We start from the raw sequence: 23,455 nt of genomic DNA, 5'->3' as shown, positions 1-23,455 counted from the left end.
GGCGACTTCCGTCGCGGGCGACCGCCCCTTCTCACTGCCGGGTGGTGCCGGTTGCTCAGCGCCGCCGTAGGGCGCGAGCGGTGCGTCGTGCGCTGTTGTGCGCGCCGGTCCGCTCCCGGCGCGCGGGAGCGGTTCGTCCGGCTCCGGGCACGGCCCCGGGGGCCCTCCGGCTCCGGGAGCGGCCCCGTGGCCGCGGGGGCGTCAGCGGACTCCGACGCGGGACGCCGCGACCCGGCCGCCGCCGCTGCCGCGCCCGGCCGCCGTGCGCTGGCCGGCCCGGCCGCCCGGGCCCGGCGAGGCCGCTCCGGCCTGGGCGGAACGGTTCTGCTGGCCCGGCAGGCCGTTCTGCACGTCCATCACGGCGTGCGCGACCATCCCGCCCAGCGGGTCGTACCGGATCAGATCGCGCAGCCGGGAGCGCGAGGAACGGCCCTCGTTGCCCGGGTAGAGGTGCTTGCCCAGCCCGACCGAGTGCGCCAGCGCGGCGAGCGCCGCCGTCCGCGGGTCCGGCGGCACGCCGGTGCGGATCGCGGTGTCCAGCCGCTGCTTGATCGCGGCGTTGGTGCAGTCGTCGGACGCCTGGTACCGCGTCGTCGGCAGCACCCCGCACACCTGACCGGGCACGGCGGTGACCATGCCGCACCGCTCCAGGTGCGCCAGGTAGGTCTGCCGCAGCCCCAGCCGGGGCCCGCCGATCCAGTGCGCCGCGCGGACCGGGCTGCCGCGTCGTCGCAGCAGTTCCAGCGCGTGGTCGAGTGTCGGGTCGCCGGTCGGCCGTGGCAGCACCACGGCGATCCGGTCGCCCTCCGGAATGATCCGTCCGGCCAGGGACAGCTCGACGAGCTGGGCCCCGGCGAGTCCGAGGTCGAGGGTCTGCGGCTGCGCCGTGGTGCCCGTGGCCGGGTCCAAAGCGAGCAGCAAGAGCTCCTCGGGAACAGTTCTGCGGCTCTTGCCCATCCAAGCCTCCCCGCGTGGATGGGAAACAGCGTGACGCCTCTCACACGGGCTTGTCGAGTACGCCTCCGAATCGTGACCTTGCGATCGGGCGGGGGAACCGGCCGTGGCGGGCCGGGCGTCTGACCGTTGAACAGGCCGCGGTGCGGCCGTGCCGCGCCAATAACCGCCGGTCGGGCGGGGTGTGGGCGACCCGATTCGGTCGCCGGTGGCGGAGACTGTACAGGTACACGGGGCGGGGTGCCGGCTTCCCGAAATACGGGCTTGCCGGCGCCCCGCCGGGCGTTGAGGAGGCTGGGTTACGTGGGCGAGTCCCCCGACAGGGTGCTGCGGGACGGCGAGCGGGCGCGGGAGCGGGACGGCGAACGGGCCGCCGCCGCGCCCGAGGGGACGGCCGCGCCGGGGGCGGACCCGGCGGCGGAGTCCGAGGCCGGCGCCGGTGCCACGGGCGAGGACTCGGCCGACCGCGCGGGCACGGACTCCGCCGGTCCGGACTCCGCTGACTCCGCCGACGCCGACTCCACCGACGCGGACGCGGGCGCGGGCGCCGGTGCCGACGCGGACGGCACCCCCGACACCGGTGCCGAGCCGGCCGCGCGGGCGGCCCGGCCCGGGCCGACGGTGCAGCTGCGGGTCCGGGATGCGGACACCCGTACGGCCTCGCTGCGGCTGCCCGCCGAGCAGGCGACCACCGCCCTGCGCCTGCCCGCCGACAACGCGACCACCAGCCTGCGCCTGCCCGAAGACCGGAACGACGACGCCGCCGAGGCCGCGGCCGGCACCCCGGACCGCCCCTCCGGCACCGACCCCCGTCTCGCCATCCGGACGGCTCCGGCGGCCGGCGGGGGCAGCGGCCCGGCCGGCCCCGAGGCCCCGGCGGAGGAGGCCGAACCGCCCGCGCGGGCCGAGAAGTTCGAGAAGCGGGAGAACGCCGAACGGACCCGCGTCCTGCGCCTCCCCGCCGCTGCCGCCACCACCGCCGCAGCCGTCCCCGACACGGACACCGTCCCGGAGCCGCCCGGCCCGCACCCGCTGCCCGAACCGGCCCCGGTCCCGGAGCCGGTCCCCGAGCCGCACCCGGAGCCGAAGCCGCTGCCCGGACCCGAGCCGGTCCCCGGCCCCGCGCCGCTGCCCGGACCCGGGCCGTCCCCGGAGCCGGAACCGGAGCCCGCTCCCGCCCCGCGGCCACTGCCGGTCCCCGAACCGCTGCCCGCTCCCGAACCGCTGCCCGCTCCCGAACCGCTGCCGGCACCCGCGCCGGAGCCCGCGCCGTTCCCGGAGTCGACCTCCGAGGCGATGGAGGTGCTGGCCGCGCTCAACGGCCGGCCGGTCTCGCCGCTGCGCCGCGCGCTCAAGCGGATCACCATCTGGACGCTCTTCCTCGCCGTCGTCCTCGGCGCCGTGGTCACCGCGCAGCTGCTGCGCCCGCTGCCGGCCGGCAAGGTGCGGATGACCGCCGCGGGCGGCTTCGGCTTCGCCGGCGACCCGCTCGACCTGGCCTGGCCCGCCAAGGGGCAGTCCGCCGCCGAGGTGGTCGGCATCGGCAGCCTGGGCAGCTCCGGCCCGGAGACGCCGGCCTCGATCGCCAGCGTCACCAAGGTCATGAACGCCCACCTCATCCTCCAGGCGCACCCGCTGAAGAAGGGCGAGGCCGGTCCGAAGATCACCGTCGACAAGCAGGCCGCCCAGGAGTCCGGCAACGTCGACGAGTCCCGGGTCACCCTGACCGAGGGCCAGCAGATCAGCCAGTACCAGGCGCTGGAGCTGCTGATGCTGCCCTCCGCCAACAACGTCGCCCGGCTGCTGGCCCGCTGGGACGCCGGATCGGAGGAGGCGTTCGTCAAGAAGATGAACGACACCGCCGCCGGGCTCGGCATGGCCAACACCACCTACACCGACCCGGCCGGCTTCAACCCGGAGACCAAGAGCACCGCCAAGGACCAGCTCAAGCTGGCCGAGCAGGTGATGCAGGACGAGGTGTTCCGGCAGATCGTCTCCACCCCGGACACCACCTTCAACAACCAGAAGATCTCCAACACCAACACCCTGATCTCCCCGAAGAACGGCGTCATCGGCGTCAAGACCGGCTCCAGCACCCCGGCCGGCGGCTGTCTGATGTGGGCCGCCTACAAGGAGATCGCCGGTGTGCGGCGGCTGATCCTCGGCGTCACCCTGGGCCAGCCGGCGACCACCGCCGAGCCGAGCATCCTCAAGGCGGTGATGAACGCCAGCGGCAAGCAGATCCAGGCCGCGCAGAACGGGATCACCGGGCAGACCCTGGCCAAGCAGGGCGACGTGGTCGGCCGGATCGACGACGGCCTCGGCGGCTCCGTCCCGGTGGTCGCCGCCCAGGACCTCACGGTGGCGGGCTTCCCCGGCATCACCGGCACCCTGGTCCTGGACCCGCTGAAGGTCGGCCACCAGGCGGCGGCCGGCACCAAGGTCGGTGTGCTGCGCACGGGCGAGGGCGACAGCCGGGTGGAGGTGCCGGTCGTGCTCCAGTCCGACCTCGCCCCGCCGTCCATCCTCTCCCGGCTGACCCGCGCCCTGTGAGGCGCTCCGGCTGAGCCGTCCCGGGCGGCCCGCGTCAGAACCGCGGGCCGCCCCACTGCCCCGGCGCGGTGCGCGAGCCCAGCAGCCGGGCGATCGCCTCCTCCTCGGCCACCACCCGGCCCAGCGCGATCGCCAGGGTCATCCCGGTGAACACCACGATCAGCCAGGACAGGCCGGTGAACACCACGCCGAACGGGCCGAACTGGCCGATGCTGCGGCTCATCGCCCCCGGCAGGTAGACCCGCGAGGCCACCCCGATGCCGACCACGGCCACGCCGCAGAGCACCGCCCCCGGCAGCAACGGCAGCCAGCGCACCCGGCCGCCCAGCAGCAGGTGCTGGGTCCACCACCACATCGCCGTCGCCAGCAGGAAGGTCAGCGGCACTCCCAGCCAGGCGCCCAGGCCGAAGCCGTCCTTGACCGGGGTCTGGAACGCCAGGCAGAGCAGCCAGACCACCAGCCAGACCAGCCATCGCCAGGCCGCCACCCTGGTCCCCGCCTTGGGCAGCTCCCAGCAGCGTTCGCAGACCCGCTGCATCGCCCGGCTCAGCGCCGTCGCCGACAACAGGGTCACCAGCGCGCCGACCACCCCGAAACCGGTCTCCTGCTCGTGGCCCGTCCCGAGCATCTGCTGCACCGACTGCGCCGCCGGGCCCTCCAGGCCCAGTTCCTTGCGGAGCGAGTGCACCACGCCCTCGCGGATCGCCGTGGGGGTGAAGACCGCCACCACGAACAGCGCGGGCAGGGCGCTCAGGAAGGCCTGGGCGGCCAGCCTCGTCGCGGAGTCCAGCAGGTTGACCCGGAGCAACTGGCGCAGCGCCCGGCCCACCATCGGGACCTGGTCGGGCAGTCCGCGGGCCGATCCGGCCAGGACCGCCGAACGGTGCCGCCACCGGCCGGTCCGCCGCCCCTCCCGGTCCTCTCCCTCGTCCCGGCCGCCCCAGTCCTCCTGGTCGTCCGGGCCGTTCCGGTCACCGTGGCCGTCGTGGCCGCCCCGGCCGGCCGGCTGCCCGTTCGGCTGCTCGCTCACCCGCCGTCCTCCCGGCCGTGGTCGCTGTGCTCCATGGTCGCGCGGCACCCGGCACGGCGCACCCGGGCCGGTCGGGCCGGGGGAGGGGGAGGAGAGGAGGGAGGAGGGGGTCAGTGCCCGGCGCGGGATCCGCCGAGCAGGGCGAGCGTCATCCCGCCCAGCGGCGTCACCTGCTCCGGCGGCCCGAACCGGGTCCGCAGCGCCTCCGCCTGGTCGGCGGGCAGCGTGGTCAGCGGGTCGGGGGTGTTGCCCAGCACGACCAGCCAGGCCCGGCTCCCCGGACCGGTGCACTCGGCCGGGCGCGGGCAGGGCACCGGGAAGAGGTCCTCGGCCTGGACCGCCCCGGTCGCCTCGAACAGCGGGTACGGCCGCACGTCGTCCGGCAGGTAGTAGGAGACACCCGGGCCGATCATCGACCAGGCCTGGTCGCCGAGCGGCACGGCCAGCCCGTCACCCGGCCGGTAGCCGGCCGCGATCAGCCGGGCCACCGCCCGGTAGGGCTCCTTCGACTGCGCGTGCGAGCCCGCGTAGCGCACCAGGGACTGGGTCGGCAGGGCCGTCACCCCGGCCACCGCCACCACGCCGACCGCGAGCAGCAGGCCCGCCGTGCGCACCTCCGGGCGGGTCCGGCCGGGCCGGGCCGCCGCGGTCACCGCCGCGTAGCCCGCCCCTGTCCCGCAGCCGGCCAGCGCGGCCCAGGCGGGCACCGTGAACAGCAGGTACCGGTCGAGGAAGTAGGAGGTCGGGCCGAAGGAGAACGCCCAGACCGCCAGCACCGGCAGCACCGCGAGCAGCAGCAGCCGCAGCGCCGGACCGCGCCGCCCGGGCAGCACCAGGGCCAGCAGCGCCAGCACCAGGAAGACGTGGAACACCCGGGCCGAGCCGAACAGCGGCTCGCCGAAGTGCCAGAGCTGGTCCAGGGTGGGCCGGCCGAGCCAGCCCAGCTGCCGCTCGGACTGCCGGCGGCCCAGCAGCGCCACCGGCAGCACCACCGCCACCAGGGCGGCGAGCACCAGGGCGAGGCCGGCGAGCAGCCGCCGCCGCGCCGGGCCGGAGGTCCGCCACAGGTACGGCGCTACCAGCGCCGCCTGCCCGGCCAGGGCGCTCAGCGAGACCAGGTGCGCCGCGCCCGCCACCGCCATCGCCAGGCCGTACGGCACCCACCGGCCCAGCGTCGGCCGCTCCAGCGCACGCAGCAGGAACCAGGTCCCGGCCGCGACGGCGCAGGTGACCAGCGCGTAGGAGCGGGCCTCCTGGGCGTACCGGGATATCAGCGGCACCATCGCGAACAGCAGCCCGGCGCAGACGCCCGCGACCCGGCCGCCGAACAGCCGCTCGGCGGTCAGCGCGGTGAACGCGGCCGCGCCCGCCATCGCCAGGACGGAGGGCAGCCGCAGCGCGATCTCCGAGTCGCCGAACAGCGTCGTCCAGCCGTGCAGCAGGACGTAGTAGGCGCCGTTGCTGGCGTCCACGTGCTGCAGCATCCGCAGCAGGTCGCCGATCGGCCGGGTGGCCGAGACCCAGCTCGCCACCTCGTCCCGCCACAGCGTGGGCGTCCCCAGCCGGTACGCGCCCACCACCAGCATGACGAGCGCGGGTGCGAGCCACACCACGGGCCCGGCCGCCTTCCGCGCGAGGCGAACGGCGCCGCGCTCCCACCGGTCACCCGATGCCATCTGCCGCTCCGTTCCTTCCCCCCGCCGGAGGGCTCCGGCCCCGCCGTCGCACGGGGCCGTTCCCCCAGGCTAGCCGCCCCTCCACCACCGGGCCGCGCCCCCACCGACCTGACCCGCCGTCGCCCGCCCGCCCTCCCACGGTCCGTCCCGCCCACCGCCGTGCCACCGATCCGCTAGGCTGTCTGCGGTCGTCCCCGCCTCAGTAGCTCAGGGGATAGAGCACGGCTCTCCTAAAGCCGGTGTCGCAGGTTCGAATCCTGCCTGGGGCACAGCGCCGGTCACGGCGGATGACGTGAGTACGGGCCCCCTCGGTTGCCTCCGAGGGGGCCCGTTCCGTTGTTTGCGGGTGGGCGCGGGGTGAGGGAGGGTCAGCGCAGGAGGCCGTCGGGGTGGTCGGCGGGGGTGTCCCGGGGCGGGCGGGCGGGGGAGACGAGGACGCGTTGGACGCGGGGCCGGGTGCGCCAGTTCACCCGGCGGAAGTCGCGGGCGAGGGCTCCGGGGCGGGAGAGTTCGACGAGGACGGTGACGCTGCCGAGGACGATGCCGGCGGCGAGCCAGCCGCCCACGACGTCGCTCGGCCAGTGGACGCCCAGGAAGACCCGGGAGGCGCCGATGCCCAGGGTGATCAGCGCGGCGACGGAGCAGGCGGCGATCCGGCCGGCCCGGCCGGCCCGGGGCCAGAGCAGGCCGACCAGGACGGCGCAGGCGATCGCGGAGGCCATCGCGTGGCCGGAGGGGAGCGCGGGGCCGCCGGCGTGGGCGACGGGGTCGGAGAAGGTGGGGCGCTGGCGGCCGAAGGAGAGCTTCAGGAGCCATTGGACGCCCCAGCCGGCCAGGGTCTGGGCCGCGACCCAGCCGCCGAGCGTCCGGGCGCCGATCAGCCAGAGCCAGAGGGCGGCCGCGCCGAGCACCGAGCGCATGGTGATCGTCCCGCCGATGTCGGAGAACAGCTGCACCGAGGCGGTCCACGCGGTGTGACCGGCCGCGAAGCGGTGCAGGGAGTCGACCGGTCGGTGGTCGAACCGGGACAGCGGCCGCCAGTCGGTCTGCACCAGGGCTGCGAGGACGGCGAACAGCACGGCGCAGCCGACCGCGAGTGCCGCGTGCCGGAGCAGGTGGCGATCACGCGGGGTGATGGAGGGCGAGCTGTTGGTCAGGTGCATGGCTGACACCTTCCCAGCCGCCCGTGCCGAGCGTGCGCCGCGGCGATAGCGATTTGGCATCTTTTGTGCGGAGGAGCTGCGTGCGCCGGGGTGTGGGCGGGCTCCGCGGGGGAACGCGCCCGGCGTCCGAGGGGTTGCGGTAGGGGAGGGGCGTGCGCGCGGTGGGGCGGGGGAGCACGCCGGGTGGCGGTCCGGTCACCCTGGGTCCGGATCGCGGGCGGAATCGGGCAGGATACTGCATCGCCGGAAGAATCTGAGCGACTTGGGAATGTTGTCCGGATTCTGTTCGTTGGATCGTTACGTGTGAGCCCCGCGGGGCCCGCACTTCTTGCCCTCTCCGGGCAGGCAGCCAGACCGCGGCAACACCAGCAAAGGGAGCAAGCATGGCCACCCGTGCCGTCGTTCGCGACAGGGCCGACCGGACTCGCGCGGCCCGCCCGACCAACCTTGAGGCCGACCGTGACCTGGTCGGCATGTACCTCGACGAGATCGCCAGGACGCCCCTGCTCGATGCCGCCGAGGAGGTCGAGCTCTCGCTGCGGATCGAGGCCGGCGTCTACGCCCAGCACCTGCTGGAGGAGGACGAGCTCCCCAAGGGCGTGCGGCGCGAGGAACTGGAGGCGATAGCCGAGGACGCCGAGCGCGCCAAGGACGTCTTCATCCGGTCCAACCTCCGCCTCGTGGTCGCCGTCGCCCGCCGCTACCCGCGCAGCGGCCTGCCGCTGCTCGACCTCATCCAGGAGGGCAACGCCGGCCTGGTCCGCGCGGTGGAGAAGTTCGACTACGCCAAGGGCTTCAAGTTCTCCACCTACGCGACGTGGTGGATCCGCCAGGCGATCACCCGGTCGATCGCCGACCAGTCGCGCACCATCCGGCTGCCCGTCCACCTGGTCGAGGAGCTGGGCCGGATCCGCCGGGTGCAGCGGGAGAAGTCGAAGGAGCTGGGCCGGGAGGCCGAGCCCGCCGAGATCGCGGCCGAGCTGGACACCACCGAGGCCCGGATCAAGGACGTGCTGGACTGGGCGCGGGACCCGGTCAGCCTGAACATGTCGGTCGACGACGAGGGCGAGACCCAGTTCGGCGACCTGGTCGAGGACACCGGGGCGACGTCCCCGGAGGACGCCGTGATGGTCATGCTGCGCCGCGAGGAACTGGACGGCCTGATCGGGCGCCTGGACGACCGGACGGCCTCGATCATCCGGTCGCGGTACGGCATGGAGGACGGCCGCGAGCGCACCCTGACCGAGGTGGGCAAGCAGCACGGGCTGACCCGTGAGCGGATCCGCCAGATCGAGAAGCACGCGCTGGCGGAGCTGAAGAAGATCGCCGACCACGCGGGCTTCGAGGCGGCCTGACGGAGCCCGGCCCGGCATGACGCGGGCGTGAGAGGTGACGGCGGCCTGCGGGCCCGGTGCGGAGCGGTCCGCACCGGGCCCGCCGTCGTGCCGGGAGCCTTCTAGGCTGGTGGCAGCGGGCGGGGACGTCGGCAGGGGGAAGGACGAGAGCGGTGGAGGAGAAGGTGGCGGACGAGAAGGCGGCCGGGACGACGGCCGGGACGACGGCCGGCGAGAAGGCCGGGGGACCGGCCGGGGAGACGACGGCGGACCGGTCGCGGACGGCGGCGAAGGCCCGGCTGGTCTTCGGCGACCCGCTGGAGCGGCAGTCCCGGGACGACACCGACGCGGGCTGGGGCGACCGGCCCGGGGCGGGGCAGAGCAGTGGCCGGGGGCTGGACTGGTACCTGAGCCAGCGCCCGCCGCACCACGGGGACTGACGGCCGGCCCGCCGGGTCGGCCCGGCCTCAGCCGGTCCGGGTGACCAGGGCGTCGCGGATCTCGGTGAGCAGCAGGACCTCCTTGGCCTCGGCCTCCGCCTGGACCTCGGCCAGCGTCTTGCGCCGGGCGGTGAACCTGGTCATCGGCAGGATCAGGCAGAAGTAGACGACGGCCGCGGTGATCAGGAACTGGAGCGCCGCGCTCAGCACGTTGCCTCAGAGGATGAGGATGCCGGTCGTGACCTCGCCGGTGGCGGACACCTCGCAGGGGCCCTTGATGCAGGAGCTGTAGGACGCGAGGTCCTTGGCCCCGAACGCCCCGACGATCGGGTTGATCACGCCCTTGACGAAGGCGTTGACGATGTTGGTGAAGGCCGCGCCGATGACCACGGCGACCGCCAGCTCGACGACGTTTCCGCGCAGCAGGAATTCCTTGAAGCCTTTCATGCCGCGTGAACGACGGAGTCGCCGGCCGGTCACGGGTGATTTTCTCCCCCCTCCGACGGACAACCCGTTCGGCCCACCACCGGCGCCGCCCCCGGCGCCGGCGGGCCCGTCCGGGCGGGGCCGAGGGTGAGCGCGGCCGCCGCCGCGAACAGCAGCACCAGCGGGACCGGGGCGCGGTGGCGCAGCACCCGCCGGAGCCGGCAGCGCGGGCCCGCCCGGCCGCCGATCGGAGGGAACGGCGGCACCGGCTGCCGGGGCGGGACGCTCGGCGCGGGCAGCGGCGGGACCGGCAGCGGACGGGGGGACAGGACGGGCGAACCGGTGCGCACGGGCACCTCCAGGGTCGGCTTCGGGGTTCCGGTGACCGCCACTCTGGGCGGTCCGCGCCCGGGCCGGTAGCCGCTTTTCCCGGCCTGTGGAAAACCCGGGGCTGTGGATGACGGCTGTCACCCCGACGAGTGAATGAAGGCCCCCGGAGACGACGAACGGCCCGCCGCACCCGCTCGGAAGCGGGAAACGGCGGGCCGTTCGGGAACGCTGTGGTCCGGTGCCCGGCCGAAGGTCAGCCGGCCGCCGGAGCGGGGCTCGCGGCGGGGGCCGGGGAGCTCGACGACGAGCCCGACGACGAGGACGAGGAGGCCGACGTCGACGAGGACGAGGACGAACCCCCGCCCACCGAGCTGCTGGAGGAGGAGCGGCTGTCGGTCCGGTAGAAGCCGGAGCCCTTGAAGACCACGCCCACCGCCGAGAAGATCTTGCGGAGCCGTCCCTGGCAGTCGGGGCACGTGGTCAGCGGCTCGTCGGTGAACTTCTGCACCGCCTCCAGGCCGTTGCCGCACTCGGTGCACTGGTACTGGTACGTGGGCACTTGTCTTCCTCCTGGCACTCTCGCCTGATGAGTGCTAACGATGGTCAATGATGCGGCATTCCGGTGGATCAGTCCAGCGACTCGAATGTGAGATGAGTCCGGCCCGGGGTCCGCCCGGCGCCCGCCCCGGGTCCGCCCCCGTGCCCGCCCCGGCCGCCGCCTCAGCCCTCGGCCGCGCCCACCAGCCGCCCCGGCGCACCGCGCTCCGCGGCGGCCGCGACCACCGCGCCGCGCCCGGCGCGGGGGACCAGCAGCCCCCGCAGCGTCACCAGCGCGACCAGGCCCAGCCCGGCCCCGGCGACCGGCACCAGGAACCCGACCGACGGACCGTGCGCGTCGATCAGCTGCCCGGCGGCCGTCGAGCCGGTCGCCAGACCCAGGCCGATGGCACCGGTCAGCCAGGTGAAGGCCTCGGTCTTGGCGCCGTCCTCGACCAGCGTCTCGACCAGGGTGTAGCCGCTGATCAGGGTCGGCGCGATGGCCAGGCCGCAGACCAGCCCGGCGAGCGCGAGCGCGACGAGGTTGGGCATCGCCCACAGGGTCGAGCAGCCCAGCACCAGCAGGGCGTAGCCGAGCATCATCCGCTGCTGGACGGAGCGCCGCCAGGCGATCACGCCGTACAGCACACCGGCGACCATCGAGCCGCCGGCGAAGACGCCGTAGACGGTGCCGGCCGCGCCGTGCTGTCCGACCGAGTCGGCGAAGGCGTTCACCGAGACCTGCATGCCGCCGAAGACGGTGCCCACGCCGAGGAAGGCGCCGGCCAGCAGCCGGACGCCGGGCGAGGCGAGCGCGGAGGCCTGCCGGACGCCCGGCTCGCGCACCACCCGGGCGGGCGCGGTGCGCCGCTGGGCGGCGAAGGCCAGGCCGCCGGCCAGGGTCAGCGCGGCCTCGGCGGCCAGCCCGGCCGAGGGGCTGACCGAGGTGGCGACGGCGGCGGCCAGGATCGGGCCGATCACGAAGGTGAACTCGTCCGTCACGGACTCGAAGGCGAAGGCGGTGCTCACCTCGGGGGCGGCGGCCGCGCCCCCGGCGGAGAAGGTGGAGATCCAGCGGGCCCGGACCATGGCGCCGATCTGCGGGACGCTCGCCCCGGCGGGGGCGGCGGCCAGGAACAGGCTCCAGGCCGGCGCGTGCCCGAGCGCGAGCGCGATCAGCGCGCCGACCGAGAGCGCGTGCACCACGACGGTCGGGACGAGCACCGGGGCCTGGCCGTACCGGTCGGCGAGGCGTCCGGTCTGCGGGCCGACCAGCGCCTGGGCGACGGCGGCCACCGCCGCGACGGTGCTGGCGGTGCCGTAGGAGCCGTGGGTGTCCTTGACGAGCAGCAGGATGCCCATGCCGAGCATCGCGTAGGGCAGCCGCGCGACGAGCGCGGGGACGAGGAACGTCCAGGCGCCGGGGGTGCGCAGCAGCGCGCCGTAGCCGACGCGGGCGGGCGCGGCGGCGCTCCCCGGGCCGGCCTCCGGGCTGTTCCGCGGGCTGCTCTGCGGGCTGTTCTGCGGGGACGATGTGTCCCGGGCGTCCTCGACGCTCTCGACCGTTCGGCGGGCCGTCACGGTCGGTCCTTCCTGCTGCCTGGTAGCGCGGCAGGGCATGGGGTGGCCCCGACGGCGCCGAGAGTCGTCCTCTCGCGCGTCGACCGGGGTAGATACCGGGCCGGTCCGGCGGTGGGCCGGGGCCGGGCCGCGGCCGCCGAGCGGTCGCGCCAACTCTGCTTCAGGCAGATGCTGGGGTTCGGTGTCTCCACCAAAAGCGAAATTTACGCGCGTAGAAGCGCGCTCACCCCGACTCTACAGGACGGATCCAAACGTGTCCCGTGACGCCGGGGTGAACACCCGGTGAGGCCTCAGCCGCCGCGCCCGTTCAGCCAGTCGGCCAGCTTGCCGCCCTTGTCCACGGCCCGCAGCCGCCGCTCGGCCGCCTCGCCGACCTCGTCCGTGGTCACCACCAGCAGCTCGTCCCCGCCGCGCAGCACGGTGGTCCGGTCCGGCACGAAGCTGTTCCCCTCCCGCACCACCAGGGTCACCGCCGCGCCGGCCGGCAGCCGCAGCTCGCCGACCTCCACGCCGGACATCTTCGAGCCGGGCGCCAGCGCGACCGACAGCAGGTGCCCGTGCAGCTTCTCCAGCGGCGCGGACTCGATGTCGAGGTCCTGGCCCATCGAGCCCTCGCCGATCCGCAGGGCCTTGGCGACCCAGGGCAGGGTCGGGCCCTGGAGCAGGGTGAAGACCACGACCAGGATGAAGACGATGTTGAAGACGTCCTGCGCCAGCGGCGCGCCGGAGACCAGCGGGATGGTGGCCAGCACGATCGGCACCGCGCCGCGCAGTCCGGCCCAGCTGAGCAGGGCCTGCTCGCGGGCCGGCAGCTTGAACGGCGTGAGGGTCAGCACCACCGAGAGCGGCCGGGCGAGGAAGACCAGCACCGCGCCGATCACCAGGGCGGGCACCACGGCCGAGCCCATCGACTCGGGGGTGCAGAGCAGGCCGAGCAGCACGAACATGCCGATCTGCCCGATCCAGGCCAGGCCGTCGGCGAAGCCGCGCACGGCGGGGCCGTGCGGCAGCTTGGCGTTGCCGAGGACCACCGCGCTGACGTAGACGGCGAGGAAGCCGGAGCCGTGCAGCAGCGCGCCGCCGGCGTAGGCGAGCACGGTGAGCGCCATCACGGCGATCGGGTAGAGGCCGGAGGACGGCAGCGCGACGTGCTTGACGCCGAACGCGCCGAGCTTGCCGACCACCAGGCCGATGGCCAGGCCGACCGCCAGCTCGGCGACGATCGTGCCGAGCAGCACGTACCAGGAGTCGTGCGCGCCGACGGTGGCGAAGGCGACGACCAGGATGACCACGGGCGCGTCGTTGAAGCCGGACTCGGCCTCCAGCAGGCCGGTCAGCCGGCGGGGCAGCGGCACCGTCCGCAGGACGGAGAAGACGGCGGCGGCGTCGGTGGAGGAGACGATTGCGCCGAGCAGCAGGGAGGTCCGCCAGTCCAGGCCGACCAGGTAGTGGGCGCCGGCCGCGGTGACGGCGACGCTGATCCCGACGCCGACGGTGGCGAGCACCGTGGCCGCCGGCATCACCGGTCTGGCTTCGCGCCAGTTGGTCTTGAGGCCGCCCTCGGCCAGGATCACCACCAGCGCCGCGTACCCGAGCACCTGGGTGAGCTCGGCGTTGTTGAACGAGATGCCCAGGCCGTTCTGGCCGAGCGCGACGCCGATGCCGAGGTAGATCAGCAGACTGGGCAGGCCGGATTTCGTGGACACCCGCACGGCGACCACCGCGACCAGCAGGATCACGGAGAATTCGAGGAGCAGCTGGTTCAGGTGGTCGACATTCACGCAGGGGCACCTCGGGCGTGGCAGCGGGCGGACGGGGTACCGACAGGGGCGGAGGCCGGAAGCGGCGATTACTCCCCTTGCGGATCGTTACTCAGTCTAACATTTTGCCATATCTTTAAGTTCACCGTTCACCGACTCCCTCACCTCCCGTCTCCCGGTCTGCCCGATCCCACCGTGAGCGTCCCCCGTGCACGGCCGCCAGCCGGGGCGGCCTAATGTGGTGCACTGTCACGGCCACGTGCTCTTGACATGTCCGCCCGCCCCCCAGTGAGGACCGCAAGGACCCAGATGCCCCGCTCCAAGAAGTTCCGGCGCGCCCGTCTGATCGTGATCGTGCTGGTCGTCCTGCTGGTGGCCGGCGCCGGCTACGGCGGCTACCGGGGGGTGGCCGCGGTCCGGGCGTCCTTCCCGGAGGTCGACGGCAGCATCAAGCTGGCGGGCCTGAGCGCGCCGGTCGACGTCAAGCGCGACGCCAACGGCATCCCGCAGCTCTACGCCGACACCTCCGAGGACCTCTTCCGGGCCCAGGGCTACGTCCAGGCCCAGGACCGCTTCTGGGAGATGGACGTCCGGCGGCACATCACCGCAGGCCGGCTCTCCGAGATGTTCGGCGACAGCCAGGTCGAGACCGACTCCATGATCCGCACCATGGGCTGGCGCAAGACCGCCCAGGACGAGTTCGACACCGTCCTGACCCCCGACACCAAGAAGAACCTCCAGGCGTACGCGGACGGCGTCAACGCCTGGCTCGCCGAGCACCCGGGCGGCTCCTCGGCCTCGCTGGAGTACAGCCTGCTCGGTGTCGTCAACGGCGACTACGAGCCCGAGCAGTGGACCCCGGTCGACTCGGTCTCCTGGCTCAAGGCGATGGCCTGGGACCTCTCCGGGAACCTCCAGGAGGAGATCGACCGCTCGCTGCTCGCCCAGGACTTCAGCCCCGAGAAGATCGAGGAGCTGTACCCGGAGTACCCGTACGCCCGCAACGGCACGATCGTGAAGACCGGCGGCGTCAACGGCAGCACGTACAAGCCCGCCGACGGCTCCGCCCCGGCCGCCGGTTCCGGCACGGCCGGTTCCGGCACCGCCCCGGGCACCACCCAGGGCTCGGCCGCCACGAAGGCGCTGCTCAAGGACGTCACCGACCGGATCGACGCGCTGCCCGAGCTGCTCGGCCGCAACGGCCAGGGCATCGGCTCCAACTCCTGGGTGGTGGCCGGCAGCCACACCACCACCGGCAAGCCGCTGCTCGCCAACGACCCGCACCTCGGCCCGGGCCTGCCCTCGGTCTGGTACCAGATGGGCCTGCACTGCCGGGCCGTCTCGCCGGCCTGCCAGTACGACGTCTCCGGCTTCACCTTCGCGGGCATGCCCGGGGTGGTCATCGGCCACAACAAGGACATCGCCTGGGGCCTCACCAACCTCGGCGCCGACGTCACCGACCTCTTCCTGGAGAAGGTGACCGGCCCGGAGACCTACCTGGTGGACGGCAAGGAGGAGAAGTTCGAGCTCCGCAAGGAGACCATCAAGGTCGCCGGGGGCGAGGACCGCACCATCACCGTGCGCACCACGAGGACCGGCGCCCCGCTGATCTCCGACCCGAGCACCGAGCAGCAGAACGTCGGCAAGTACGCGCCCAACGGCGCCTCCGCCCCGGACCGCGGCACCGGCGGCTACGGCGTCGCCCTGCAGTGGACCGCTCTGATCCCCGGCAAGACCATGGACGCGGTCTTCGCGCTCGACCGCGCCAAGGGCTGGGAGGAGTTCCAGAAGGCCGCCGCGGACTTCGCCGTCCCGGCCCAGAACCTCATCTACGCCGACGCCAAGAACATCGGCTACCAGGCCCCCGGCTACATCCCGGTGCGCGGCAAGGGCAACGGGCGCTACCCGGCGCCGGGCTGGGACTCCGCCTACCAGTGGAAGAAGGACCCGGTCCCGTTCAGCGCCCTGCCGTGGAGCCTCAACCCGGCGAGCGGCTACATCGTCACCGCCAACCAGGCCGTCGTCGACGCCTCCTACAAGCCCTCGCTGACCACCGACTGGGAGTACGGCACCCGGGCCAAGGAGATCACCGACCAGATCGAGGCCCGGCTGAAGAACAATGGCAAGATCTCGCCGGACGACATGCAGGAGATGCAGCTCGACAACACCAGCATCCTGGCCAAGACGCTGGTCCCGATGCTGCTCAAGGTCGAGATCGACGACCCCTACGTGCGCGAGGCCCAGGACCTCCTGAAGGACTGGAACTACCACCAGGACGCCGACTCGGCCGCGGCCGCCTACTACAACGGCGTCTGGCGCCAGCTGCTCACCCTCGCCTTCGGCCAGAAGTTCCCGGCCGACCTGCGGGCGGAGGACAACTGCCTGCTGGTCCGCGAGCAGGCCGACCCGACCAAGCCCGACAGCAAGTCGAGGATCGTCACCGAGTGCGGCACCCGTGACCCGGGCCGGGCCCAGCCGGACGGCGGCGACCGCTGGACCGAGGTGGTGCGCCAGCAGCTGGAGAAGCCCGACAGCAGCTGGTGGACGTACATCGACTCCCAGCACAAGGAGCAGAAGGGCCTGGACAACCTGCTGCGCGAGGCGATGACCAACGCCCGCCAGGAGCTCACCTCGCTGCTCACCAAGGACATCACCACCTGGAGCTGGGGCCGGCTGCACAAGCTGGAGCTCCGTGAGCGCACCCTCGGCTCGGACGACTCCTCGATCGCCTCGGGCGCCGTCCACAAGCTGCTCAACCGCGGCCCGTACCGCCTCTCCGGCGGTTCGGCGGCGGTCGACGCGGCGGGCTGGAACGCGGCCGCGGGCTACCAGGTCGACTGGATCCCGTCGATGCGCATGGTGATCGACATGAACGACCTCGACGCCTCCCGCTGGATCAACGTCGGCGGCGCCTCGGGGCACGCGTTCCACGAGAACTACAACGACCAGACCGACCTCTGGCTCAAGGGCAAGCTGCTGACCTGGGCCCACTCGCCGGACGCGGTCGACAAGGCGACCAAGCACCGCCTGACGCTGACCAACGGCTGACGCCGCGGCCGGTCCCGACGGCCCCGCACCCCGGATCCCCGGGGGCGGGGCCGTCGGCGTACCGTCCCCGTCCGCTCACCCCAGCCGGTGGGGGCCCGAGGGCGTCAGGGCGAGGTCCACCGGCCGGTCGTGCGGTTCCGCCGGGACCAGGTCCAGCAGCTCGTGCTCGTACAGCAGCACCGCCAGCACCGGCCGCGCACCGGAGCGCTCCAGCCGGGCCAGCACCCGGTCGTAGGAGCCGCCGCCGCGCCCCAGCCGCAGCCCCCGGCGGTCCACCGCGAGACCCGGCAGCAGCACCAGGCCCGCCTCGGTCACCGCCTGCGGCCCGAGCCGCCCGCCGACCGGTTCCAGCAGCCCGCGCCCGGCCGGGGCCAGCGCCTGCGGGCCCTCGTACGGGGCCCAGTCCAGGTCGTTGTCCGCCATCAGCACCGGCAGCAGCACCCGCACCCCGCGCGCCCGCAGCGCGTCCAGCAGCGGCCGGGTGCCGGGCTCGGCGCCCACCGAGACGTACGCCGCCACCGTGGCCCCGGCGGCCGCCAGCTCGCCGGCGTGCCCGGCCAGCGCCTCGGCGGCCCGTTCCCGGGCCCCGGGTGCCAGCGCCCGCCGTTCGGACAGCAGCCGTGTCCTCAGCGCGCTCTTCTCGTTGTGCATGGGATGGTCCACCGCTCCTCCACCGCTCGACCCCGACCGTTCCGACCCCGACCGTTGCGACCCCGACCGCTCCGGACCCCCGGCCTCCGTGCGACCGGGACGACCAGAGCCTGACACGCGGAAGGCACCCCCTCGATGTCCACCCCGCTGCTGGTGCAGGCCCTCGCCGCGGTGAGCGCCCCCGCGCTGGCCGGCGCCACCGTCCTCGGCAGCCGGCTGCGGCGCGGCTCGGCCCGGGCGGCGCGGCGCGAGGCCGCGCTGCGCGAGCGCCTCGCCGAGCTGGAGTCCCGCTGCGCCGAGCTGGAGCGCACCGCCTCCTGCGACCCGGTCACCGGCGTCTGGAACTACCGGCACCTCCAGCTCACCCTGGACCGGGAGATCGACCGGGCCCGCCGGGCCGAGCAGCACGAGCAGCAGGACGGACCGCGCCCGCTGGCCGTCCTGCTGCTGGAGATCAGCGGGTTCGACGCGGTGGTCGCCGAGCACGGCCGGGCCCGGGCCGGGACGGTGCTGCGCGACCTCGCCCAGCGGCTCGGCATGGAGATCCGCCGCTCCGACACCCTGGGCCGCTACAGCGGCGAGGAGTTCCTGGTGGTGCTGCCGGACACCGGCGCCGAGGGCGCGGCCCAGGTCGCCGACCGGCTGGTCTGGTCGGTCCGCCGCCACCTGCTGCTGGACTGGTCCTCGGGGGACCGGGAGGGCCGCCGCCCCCACGGCAACGGGCTCACCGCCGCGGCCGGGCTGGCGGTGCTGCCCGGGGACGGCGCCCACGCCGCGGTGCTGCTGCGGTCCGCCGACCGGGCCCTCGCGGCGGCCCGCGCGGCCGGCGGGGACTGCTGGCGGCCGGCCGGTTCCGGGGCCTTCCCGGCGGACGCCCCGGGGGCCGGTCCGGGGGCCGGTCCGGGGGCCGTGAAGACGGCTGTTCCGCTGCGGCCGGAAGGAGTCTTCGCAGCCGAACGTGACCGTTCGGAAAAGGCGGGTAGTCTGTCGCCCTGTGTCGGAGGGGACCCCCTCACCCCGTCCGCCACGACCCCTATGCCTGCCATCGCGGCCGGGTCCGGCGACGTGCTGCCCAAGCATCGGTCAACTGCGCCCGGTCAGGCGAAATACGTGCCTTAGTAAGGTAAACGCATGACGACGACGAACTCCCGTCCCCCGGTCACCAAGGCAGTGGTCCCCGCGGCCGGTCTGGGGACCCGATTCCTGCCGGCCACCAAGGCGACTCCGAAGGAGATGCTGCCCGTCGTCGACAAGCCGGCGATCCAGTACGTCGTCGAGGAGGCGGCCTCGGCCGGCCTGTCCGACATACTGATGGTCACCGGCCGCAACAAGCGCGCCCTCGAAGACCACTTCGACCGGGCCTACGAGCTGGAGGAGCTGCTCGCCCGCAAGGGCGACGAGGACCGTCTGCGCCGGGTGCGCGAGTCCGTCGAGCTCGCCAACATGCACTACGTCCGCCAGGGCGACCCGAAGGGCCTCGGCCACGCCGTCTCGGTCGCCGAGCAGCACGTCGCCGGCCAGCCCTTCGCCGTCCTCCTCGGCGACGACCTGATCGACCCGCGCGACCCGCTGCTGGCCCGCATGATCGAGGTCCAGCAGGAGCTCGGCGGCTCGGTCGTCGCGCTGATGGAGGTCGACCCCTCCCAGATCCACCTCTACGGCTGCGCCGCGGTCAAGCCGAACGGTTTCGGCGAGGACGTGTTCCAGGTCACCGACCTGGTCGAGAAGCCGGACACCGCCGACGCGCCGTCGAACTACGCCGTCATCGGCCGCTACGTGCTCGACCCGTCGGTCTTCGACGTGCTGCGCGAGACCCAGCCGGGCCGCGGCGGCGAGATCCAGCTCACCGACGCCCTGCGCGAGCTGACCAACCGTTCCGCCGAGACCGGCGGCCAGGTGCACGGCGTGCTCTTCAAGGGCCGCCGCTACGACACCGGCGACCGCGCGGACTACCTGCGCGCCATCGTCCGGCTGGCCTCCGAGCGCGAGGACCTCGGCCCGGACTTCCGCAGCTGGCTGCGCGAGTTCGTCGCCTCCGAGCTGCAGGACTGACACACCGACAGAGAGCGAGCGCGCCGATGACCGGGTCCACGGAGAGCGGTACCACCCCCGCAGCCTGCTGCGACGACTCCGCGGACCCGGCGGCCCGCTCCGCCTCCGCCGCCCGTCCGGACGGTCTGTGGACCGTGGACGAGCACCTCGCCGACGTCCTGGCCGCCGTCGGCCCGCTGCCCGCGATCGAGCTCCAGCTGCTCGACGCCCAGGGCTGCCGGCTGGCCGAGGACGTCCACGCCGAGGGGGACCTTCCGCCCTTCGACAACAGCTCGATGGACGGCTACGCCCTGCGCACCGCCGACACCGTGGGCGCGAGCGACGCCTACCCCTCGGTGCTCGCGGTGGTCGGCGACATCGCCGCCGGCGCCGGTGACCTCCCGAAGGTCGGCCCCGGCCAGGCCGCCCGGATCATGACCGGCGCGCCAGTCCCGCCCGGCGCCCAGGCCGTCGCCCCGGTCGAGTGGACCGACGGCGCCACCGGCACCGGCCGCCCCGCCGACGCGATGACCGCCGCGGCCGGGGGCGAGGAGGTCCGGGTGCTGCGCCCGGTCGCCGAGGGCGCCCACATCCGCCGCCGCGGCAGCGACGTGGAGGCCGGCACCCGGGTGCTGGCCGCCGGCACCCGGCTCGGCCCCGCCCAGCTCGGCCTGCTCGCCGCGGTCGGCCGGGCCACCGCCACCGTCCGCCCGCGCCCGCGGGTGGTGGTGCTCTCCACCGGCAGCGAGCTGGTCCAGCCCGGCGAGCCGGTCGGCCCCGGACGGATCACCGACTCCAACAGCTTCACCCTCACCGCCGCCGCCCTGGACGCCGGCGCGATCGCCTACCGGGTCGGCGGCGTCCCCGACGACGCGGCCCGGCTGCGCGCCGTGCTGGAGGACCAGCTCGGCCGGGCCGACCTGATCGTCACCAGCGGCGGCGTCAGCGTCGGCGCCTACGACGTCGTCAAGGAGGTCTTCGCCGAGTACGGCGGGGTCGACTTCCGGCGGCTGCGGATGCAGCCCGGCAAACCGCAGGGCTTCGGCCGGATCGGCCCCGGGGCGGGCGTGCCGCTGATGGCGCTGCCCGGCAACCCGGTCAGCGCGTACATCTCCTTCGAGCTGTTCGTCCGCCCGGTGATCCGCACGATGCTCGGCGCCGAGGACGTCCACCGCCCGGTGGTCCGGGCGCACTGCCCGGTGGCGCTGCGCTCGCCCGCCGGGCGCCGGCAGTTCCTGCGCGGCCGGTACTCGGCGCGCGACGGCCTGGTCGAGCCGGTCGGCGGCGCGGGTTCGCACCTGGTCGGCGCGCTGGCCAGGGCGGACTGCCTGATCACCGTGCCCGAGGACGTCACCGCGCTGCCCGCCGGCAGCGAGGTCGACGTGGTGCTGCTCGGCGGCTGAGCACCGGGCCGTCCGGGTGAACTCCCGTCCGGGGCGGGCCGTCTCACCGACGTGGCCCGTCCCACGCCCCGGCCGGGACGGGGGGTACGGTAGCGCGGTATTCGACCTGCGCGCCCCTGGAGCCACCCGTGACCACCTCACCCCCCGGCGACCGCCTCACCCACGTCGACGAGCAGGGCGCGGCCCGGATGGTCGACGTCACCGGGAAGGCCGTGACCGCCCGGACCGCCGTCGCGGCCGGCCGGGTCAGGGTCTCCCCGCGCGTGGTCGAGCTGCTGCGCGGCGAGGGCCTGCCCAAGGGCGACGCGCTGGCCGTGGCCCGGATCGCCGGGATCATGGGCGCCAAGAAGACCCCCGAGCTGATCCCGCTCTGCCACCCGATCGCGGTCTCCGGCGTCGAGGTCGAGCTGACCGTCGCCGACGACGCGGTGGAGATCACCGCGACCGTGCGGACCGCCGACCGGACCGGCGTCGAGATGGAGGCGCTGACCGCCGTCGCGGTGGCCGGGCTGACCGTGATCGACATGGTCAAGGCGGTCGACAAGGGCGCCGCCGTGGAGTCCGTCCGGGTGCTCGCCAAGACCGGCGGCAAGAGCGGCGACTGGACCGCCCCGGAGGCCTCCGCATGAGGGCGCTGGCGGTCACCGTCTCCAACCGCGCCGCGGCCGGCGTCTACGCCGACAAGGGCGGCCCGCTGCTGGCCGAGGGCCTGCGCGCGATGGGCTTCACGGTCGACGGCCCCCGGGTCGTCCCGGACGGCGAACCGGTCGAGGCGGTGCTGCGCGAGGCCGTGGCGGCCGGCTACGACGTGGTGCTGACCACCGGCGGGACCGGGATCTCGCCGACCGACCTCACCCCCGAGATGACCGCCCGGGTCCTGGAGCGCGAGATCCCCGGCATCCCCGAGGCGATCCGCGCGCACGGCCGGGAAACGGTTCCCACCGCCGCGCTCTCCCGCGGGCTGGCCGGGGTCGCCGGACGTACCCTGGTCGTCAACCTGCCGGGCTCGACCGGCGGCGTCCGGGACGGTCTGGCCGTCCTGGCCCCGCTGCTCGCCCACGCCGTCGACCAGCTCGGCGGCGGGGACCACCCCCGGCCCGACGCACCAGCTTCCGGGAGCGCGCACTGAACGCCGGCTGGCCGGTAGAGCTCCACGAGGGGGACGTCGTGCTGCGCCCGATCCGGGCCCGCGACCAGCGCGAGTGGCAGGAGGTCAGCCGCCGCAACCGGGACTGGCTGCGGCGCTGGGAGGCCACCGTGCCGCCCGGCCCGGCCGGCCTCGCGGCGGGCCCGCGCCCGACCTACCGGCAGATGGTGCGCTACCTGCGCGGCGAGGCCTCGGCCGGCCGGATGCTGCCCTTCGTGGTGCTCTACCGGGGCCGGCTGGTCGGACAGTTGACCGTCGGCGGGATCACCTGGGGCTCGATGTGCTCGGCCAACGTCGGTTACTGGATCGACGAGGGGGTGGCCGGCCGGGGGATCATGCCGACCGCCGTGGCGCTTTCGGTGGACCACTGTTTCCGCACCCTGGGGCTGCACCGAATCGAGGTGTGCATCCGGCCGGAGAACGGCCCGAGCCGGCGGGTGGTGGAAAAGCTCGGCTTCCGTCCGGAGGGAATGCGGCCGCGCTATCTGCACATCGACGGCGACTGGCGGGACCACCTGGTGTTCGCACTCACCGCCGAGGAGGTCCCGGAGGGGATGCTGGAACGCTGGCGCTCCCTCAGCTCGGGTCGCCGTCGGGGAAATTGAATGTATGTTCGAATGAAATATCGATATGGCATCGGCGCGGCGACGGACGGGCACAAATACCGGCAAAATAGTCGGAGAATCAGCTTGATCACACGACACGCCGTGCCAAATTGCTACCGGCCCTTCCTCCACGCCCGTACGGTGTGAATCGTGAGCAGTAGCGGCCTTATCTACGCCGTCATCGTAGGGGCCTGGGCCGCCTATCTGGTGCCGATGTGGCTCCGCAGGCAGGACGAGCTCAACGAGGCGCGCCCGACGGAACGCTTCAGCACCGCCATCCGCCTGCTGGCCGGGCGTTCGGCGCTGGAGCGGCGGGCGTCCCGGGCCCTGGGCGACGAACCGCGTGACGACGAGCAGAGCGAGGACGGCCCCCCCGAGCGGGACGCGGCCGCCTCCGACGACCCCGCGGCCGCCCCGGGCGGCCCGGCGGACGAACCGGCGCCCCCCCGCCCGGCGGGCCGGGCCGAGGCGCGTCCGGGACCCGAGGGGGGCGGCGGCGAGCGCCGGGCGCGGCTGCTGGCCCGCCGGCGCCGCATGGTGACCGTCCTCTTCCTGGCCTTCGCGCTGGGTGCGGTGGTCGCGGCGGTGGCCGGACTGGCCTTCCTGTGGGTTCCCGCGCTCCCGGCCGTCCTGCTCACCCTCTACATCGGCCACCTGCGCCGGCTGGAGCGCCAGCGGTACGCGGTGAAGCTGGACCGGGTCCGCGCGGCCCAGGCCGCCGAGCGGCTGCGCAAGCGCGAGCAGCAGCGCGCCGCGGCCGGCCGGGAGGAGGCCGCCGGCCCCGGG

The 23,455-nt window shown here is 74.4% G+C and carries 19 protein-coding genes, 1 tRNA gene and 2 pseudogenes; 12 read left to right on the top strand and 10 right to left on the bottom strand.

The window, feature by feature from the left end; all coding sequences use genetic code 11:
- Positions 1 to 201 precede the first annotated feature (201 nt).
- Entirely contained in the window at positions 202 to 957 is a 756-nt protein-coding gene (locus ACFXAM_RS27475) for a GPP34 family phosphoprotein (RefSeq protein ID WP_380295101.1), read from the bottom strand.
- A 300-nt stretch (positions 958 to 1,257) separates the two neighbouring features.
- Between ACFXAM_RS27475 and ACFXAM_RS27470 the strand changes: the two genes are divergently transcribed.
- The gene (locus tag ACFXAM_RS27470) at positions 1,258 to 3,507 is read left to right on the top strand and encodes a hypothetical protein (RefSeq protein WP_380295100.1); all 2,250 of its coding nucleotides are present in this window, start codon (positions 1,258 to 1,260) and stop codon (positions 3,505 to 3,507) included.
- A gap of 34 nt (positions 3,508 to 3,541) precedes the next feature.
- Here the strand turns inward: ACFXAM_RS27470 and ACFXAM_RS27465 are convergent, their stop codons facing one another.
- Together ACFXAM_RS27465 and ACFXAM_RS27460 are read right to left on the bottom strand one after the other, a co-directional pair.
- Complete coding sequence (locus tag ACFXAM_RS27465) at positions 3,542 to 4,537, bottom strand: YhjD/YihY/BrkB family envelope integrity protein (protein WP_380295098.1); 996 nt, start codon at positions 4,535 to 4,537, stop codon at positions 3,542 to 3,544.
- Positions 4,538 to 4,647: 110 nt separating this feature from the next.
- Positions 4,648 to 6,213, bottom strand: a complete 1,566-nt coding sequence (locus tag ACFXAM_RS27460) for a glycosyltransferase family 39 protein (protein WP_380295097.1) — start codon at positions 6,211 to 6,213, stop codon at positions 4,648 to 4,650.
- Positions 6,214 to 6,409: 196 nt separating this feature from the next.
- On the opposite strand from ACFXAM_RS27460, the gene ACFXAM_RS27455 reads away from it, so the two are divergent.
- A tRNA-Arg gene (locus ACFXAM_RS27455) sits at positions 6,410 to 6,482 on the top strand.
- Positions 6,483 to 6,581: 99 nt separating this feature from the next.
- Here the strand turns inward: ACFXAM_RS27455 and ACFXAM_RS27450 are convergent.
- Positions 6,582 to 7,376 carry a phosphatase PAP2 family protein gene (locus tag ACFXAM_RS27450; RefSeq protein WP_380295095.1) on the bottom strand — a complete coding sequence of 265 codons (795 nt, stop codon included), beginning with the start codon at positions 7,374 to 7,376 and terminating at the stop codon, positions 6,582 to 6,584.
- 383 nt (positions 7,377 to 7,759) lie between these two features.
- On the opposite strand from ACFXAM_RS27450, the gene ACFXAM_RS27445 reads away from it, so the two are divergent.
- A complete protein-coding gene (locus ACFXAM_RS27445) occupies positions 7,760 to 8,731 on the top strand; it encodes a sigma-70 family RNA polymerase sigma factor (RefSeq protein ID WP_380295093.1) in 972 nt (323 codons plus the stop codon).
- 152 nt (positions 8,732 to 8,883) lie between these two features.
- Entirely contained in the window at positions 8,884 to 9,150 is a 267-nt protein-coding gene (locus tag ACFXAM_RS27440) for a hypothetical protein (protein ID WP_380295091.1), read from the top strand.
- Positions 9,151 to 9,180: 30 nt separating this feature from the next.
- On the opposite strand, the pseudogene mscL reads toward ACFXAM_RS27440, so the two are convergent.
- The 5 genes and pseudogenes from mscL to ACFXAM_RS27415 form a co-directional block, all read right to left on the bottom strand.
- Positions 9,181 to 9,597 (bottom strand): annotated as a pseudogene (gene mscL, locus ACFXAM_RS27435) (large conductance mechanosensitive channel protein MscL); the annotation flags it as partial.
- A 29-nt stretch (positions 9,598 to 9,626) separates the two neighbouring features.
- On the bottom strand, positions 9,627 to 9,968 hold the full coding sequence (locus tag ACFXAM_RS27430) for a hypothetical protein (RefSeq protein WP_380295089.1): 342 nt from the start codon (positions 9,966 to 9,968) through the stop codon (positions 9,627 to 9,629).
- Between the two features lie 191 nt (positions 9,969 to 10,159).
- Entirely contained in the window at positions 10,160 to 10,465 is a 306-nt protein-coding gene (locus ACFXAM_RS27425) for an FmdB family zinc ribbon protein (protein WP_380295087.1), read from the bottom strand.
- A gap of 161 nt (positions 10,466 to 10,626) precedes the next feature.
- Positions 10,627 to 11,880 carry an MFS transporter gene (locus ACFXAM_RS27420; RefSeq protein ID WP_380295107.1) on the bottom strand — a complete coding sequence of 418 codons (1,254 nt, stop codon included), beginning with the start codon at positions 11,878 to 11,880 and terminating at the stop codon, positions 10,627 to 10,629.
- A 434-nt stretch (positions 11,881 to 12,314) separates the two neighbouring features.
- The gene (locus ACFXAM_RS27415; RefSeq protein ID WP_380295086.1) at positions 12,315 to 13,805 is read right to left on the bottom strand and encodes a potassium/proton antiporter; all 1,491 of its coding nucleotides are present in this window, start codon (positions 13,803 to 13,805) and stop codon (positions 12,315 to 12,317) included.
- A gap of 288 nt (positions 13,806 to 14,093) precedes the next feature.
- On the opposite strand from ACFXAM_RS27415, the gene ACFXAM_RS27410 reads away from it, so the two are divergent.
- Entirely contained in the window at positions 14,094 to 16,832 is a 2,739-nt protein-coding gene (locus ACFXAM_RS27410) for a penicillin acylase family protein (protein ID WP_380295084.1), read from the top strand.
- 75 nt (positions 16,833 to 16,907) lie between these two features.
- Here the strand turns inward: ACFXAM_RS27410 and ACFXAM_RS27405 are convergent, their stop codons facing one another.
- A complete protein-coding gene (locus ACFXAM_RS27405) occupies positions 16,908 to 17,483 on the bottom strand; it encodes a 5-formyltetrahydrofolate cyclo-ligase (protein ID WP_380295105.1) in 576 nt (191 codons plus the stop codon).
- A gap of 135 nt (positions 17,484 to 17,618) precedes the next feature.
- Here ACFXAM_RS27405 and ACFXAM_RS27400 point away from each other — a divergent pair, with 135 nt between their 5' ends.
- The 7 genes and pseudogenes from ACFXAM_RS27400 to ACFXAM_RS27370 form a co-directional block, all read left to right on the top strand.
- Positions 17,619 to 18,602, top strand: a complete 984-nt coding sequence (locus tag ACFXAM_RS27400) for a GGDEF domain-containing protein (protein ID WP_380295082.1) — start codon at positions 17,619 to 17,621, stop codon at positions 18,600 to 18,602.
- 12 nt (positions 18,603 to 18,614) lie between these two features.
- The gene (galU, locus tag ACFXAM_RS27395; protein ID WP_380295080.1) at positions 18,615 to 19,535 is read left to right on the top strand and encodes a UTP--glucose-1-phosphate uridylyltransferase GalU; all 921 of its coding nucleotides are present in this window, start codon (positions 18,615 to 18,617) and stop codon (positions 19,533 to 19,535) included.
- Between the two features lie 26 nt (positions 19,536 to 19,561).
- The gene (glp, locus tag ACFXAM_RS27390; RefSeq protein ID WP_380295078.1) at positions 19,562 to 20,917 is read left to right on the top strand and encodes a gephyrin-like molybdotransferase Glp; all 1,356 of its coding nucleotides are present in this window, start codon (positions 19,562 to 19,564) and stop codon (positions 20,915 to 20,917) included.
- A 188-nt stretch (positions 20,918 to 21,105) separates the two neighbouring features.
- A complete protein-coding gene (gene moaC / locus ACFXAM_RS27385) occupies positions 21,106 to 21,546 on the top strand; it encodes a cyclic pyranopterin monophosphate synthase MoaC (protein WP_380295104.1) in 441 nt (146 codons plus the stop codon).
- Complete coding sequence (locus ACFXAM_RS27380; RefSeq protein WP_380295076.1) at positions 21,543 to 22,046, top strand: molybdenum cofactor biosynthesis protein B; 504 nt, start codon at positions 21,543 to 21,545, stop codon at positions 22,044 to 22,046. The genes moaC and ACFXAM_RS27380 overlap by 4 nt, the downstream gene beginning before the upstream one ends.
- Positions 22,043 to 22,669 carry a GNAT family N-acetyltransferase gene (locus tag ACFXAM_RS27375; RefSeq protein WP_380295102.1) on the top strand — a complete coding sequence of 209 codons (627 nt, stop codon included), beginning with the start codon at positions 22,043 to 22,045 and terminating at the stop codon, positions 22,667 to 22,669. Before ACFXAM_RS27380 ends, ACFXAM_RS27375 begins: the two co-directional genes overlap by 4 nt.
- A gap of 150 nt (positions 22,670 to 22,819) precedes the next feature.
- Positions 22,820 to 23,455: pseudogene (locus ACFXAM_RS27370) on the top strand (hypothetical protein); the annotation flags it as partial.

Origin of the sequence: Kitasatospora sp. NPDC059462, assembly GCF_042749955.1 — a bacterium.
In the GTDB taxonomy this organism is placed as follows: domain Bacteria; phylum Actinomycetota; class Actinomycetes; order Streptomycetales; family Streptomycetaceae; genus Kitasatospora.
Note: the sequence above shows the minus strand (reverse complement) of the source record. Positions and strands in the feature narration are given on the sequence as shown.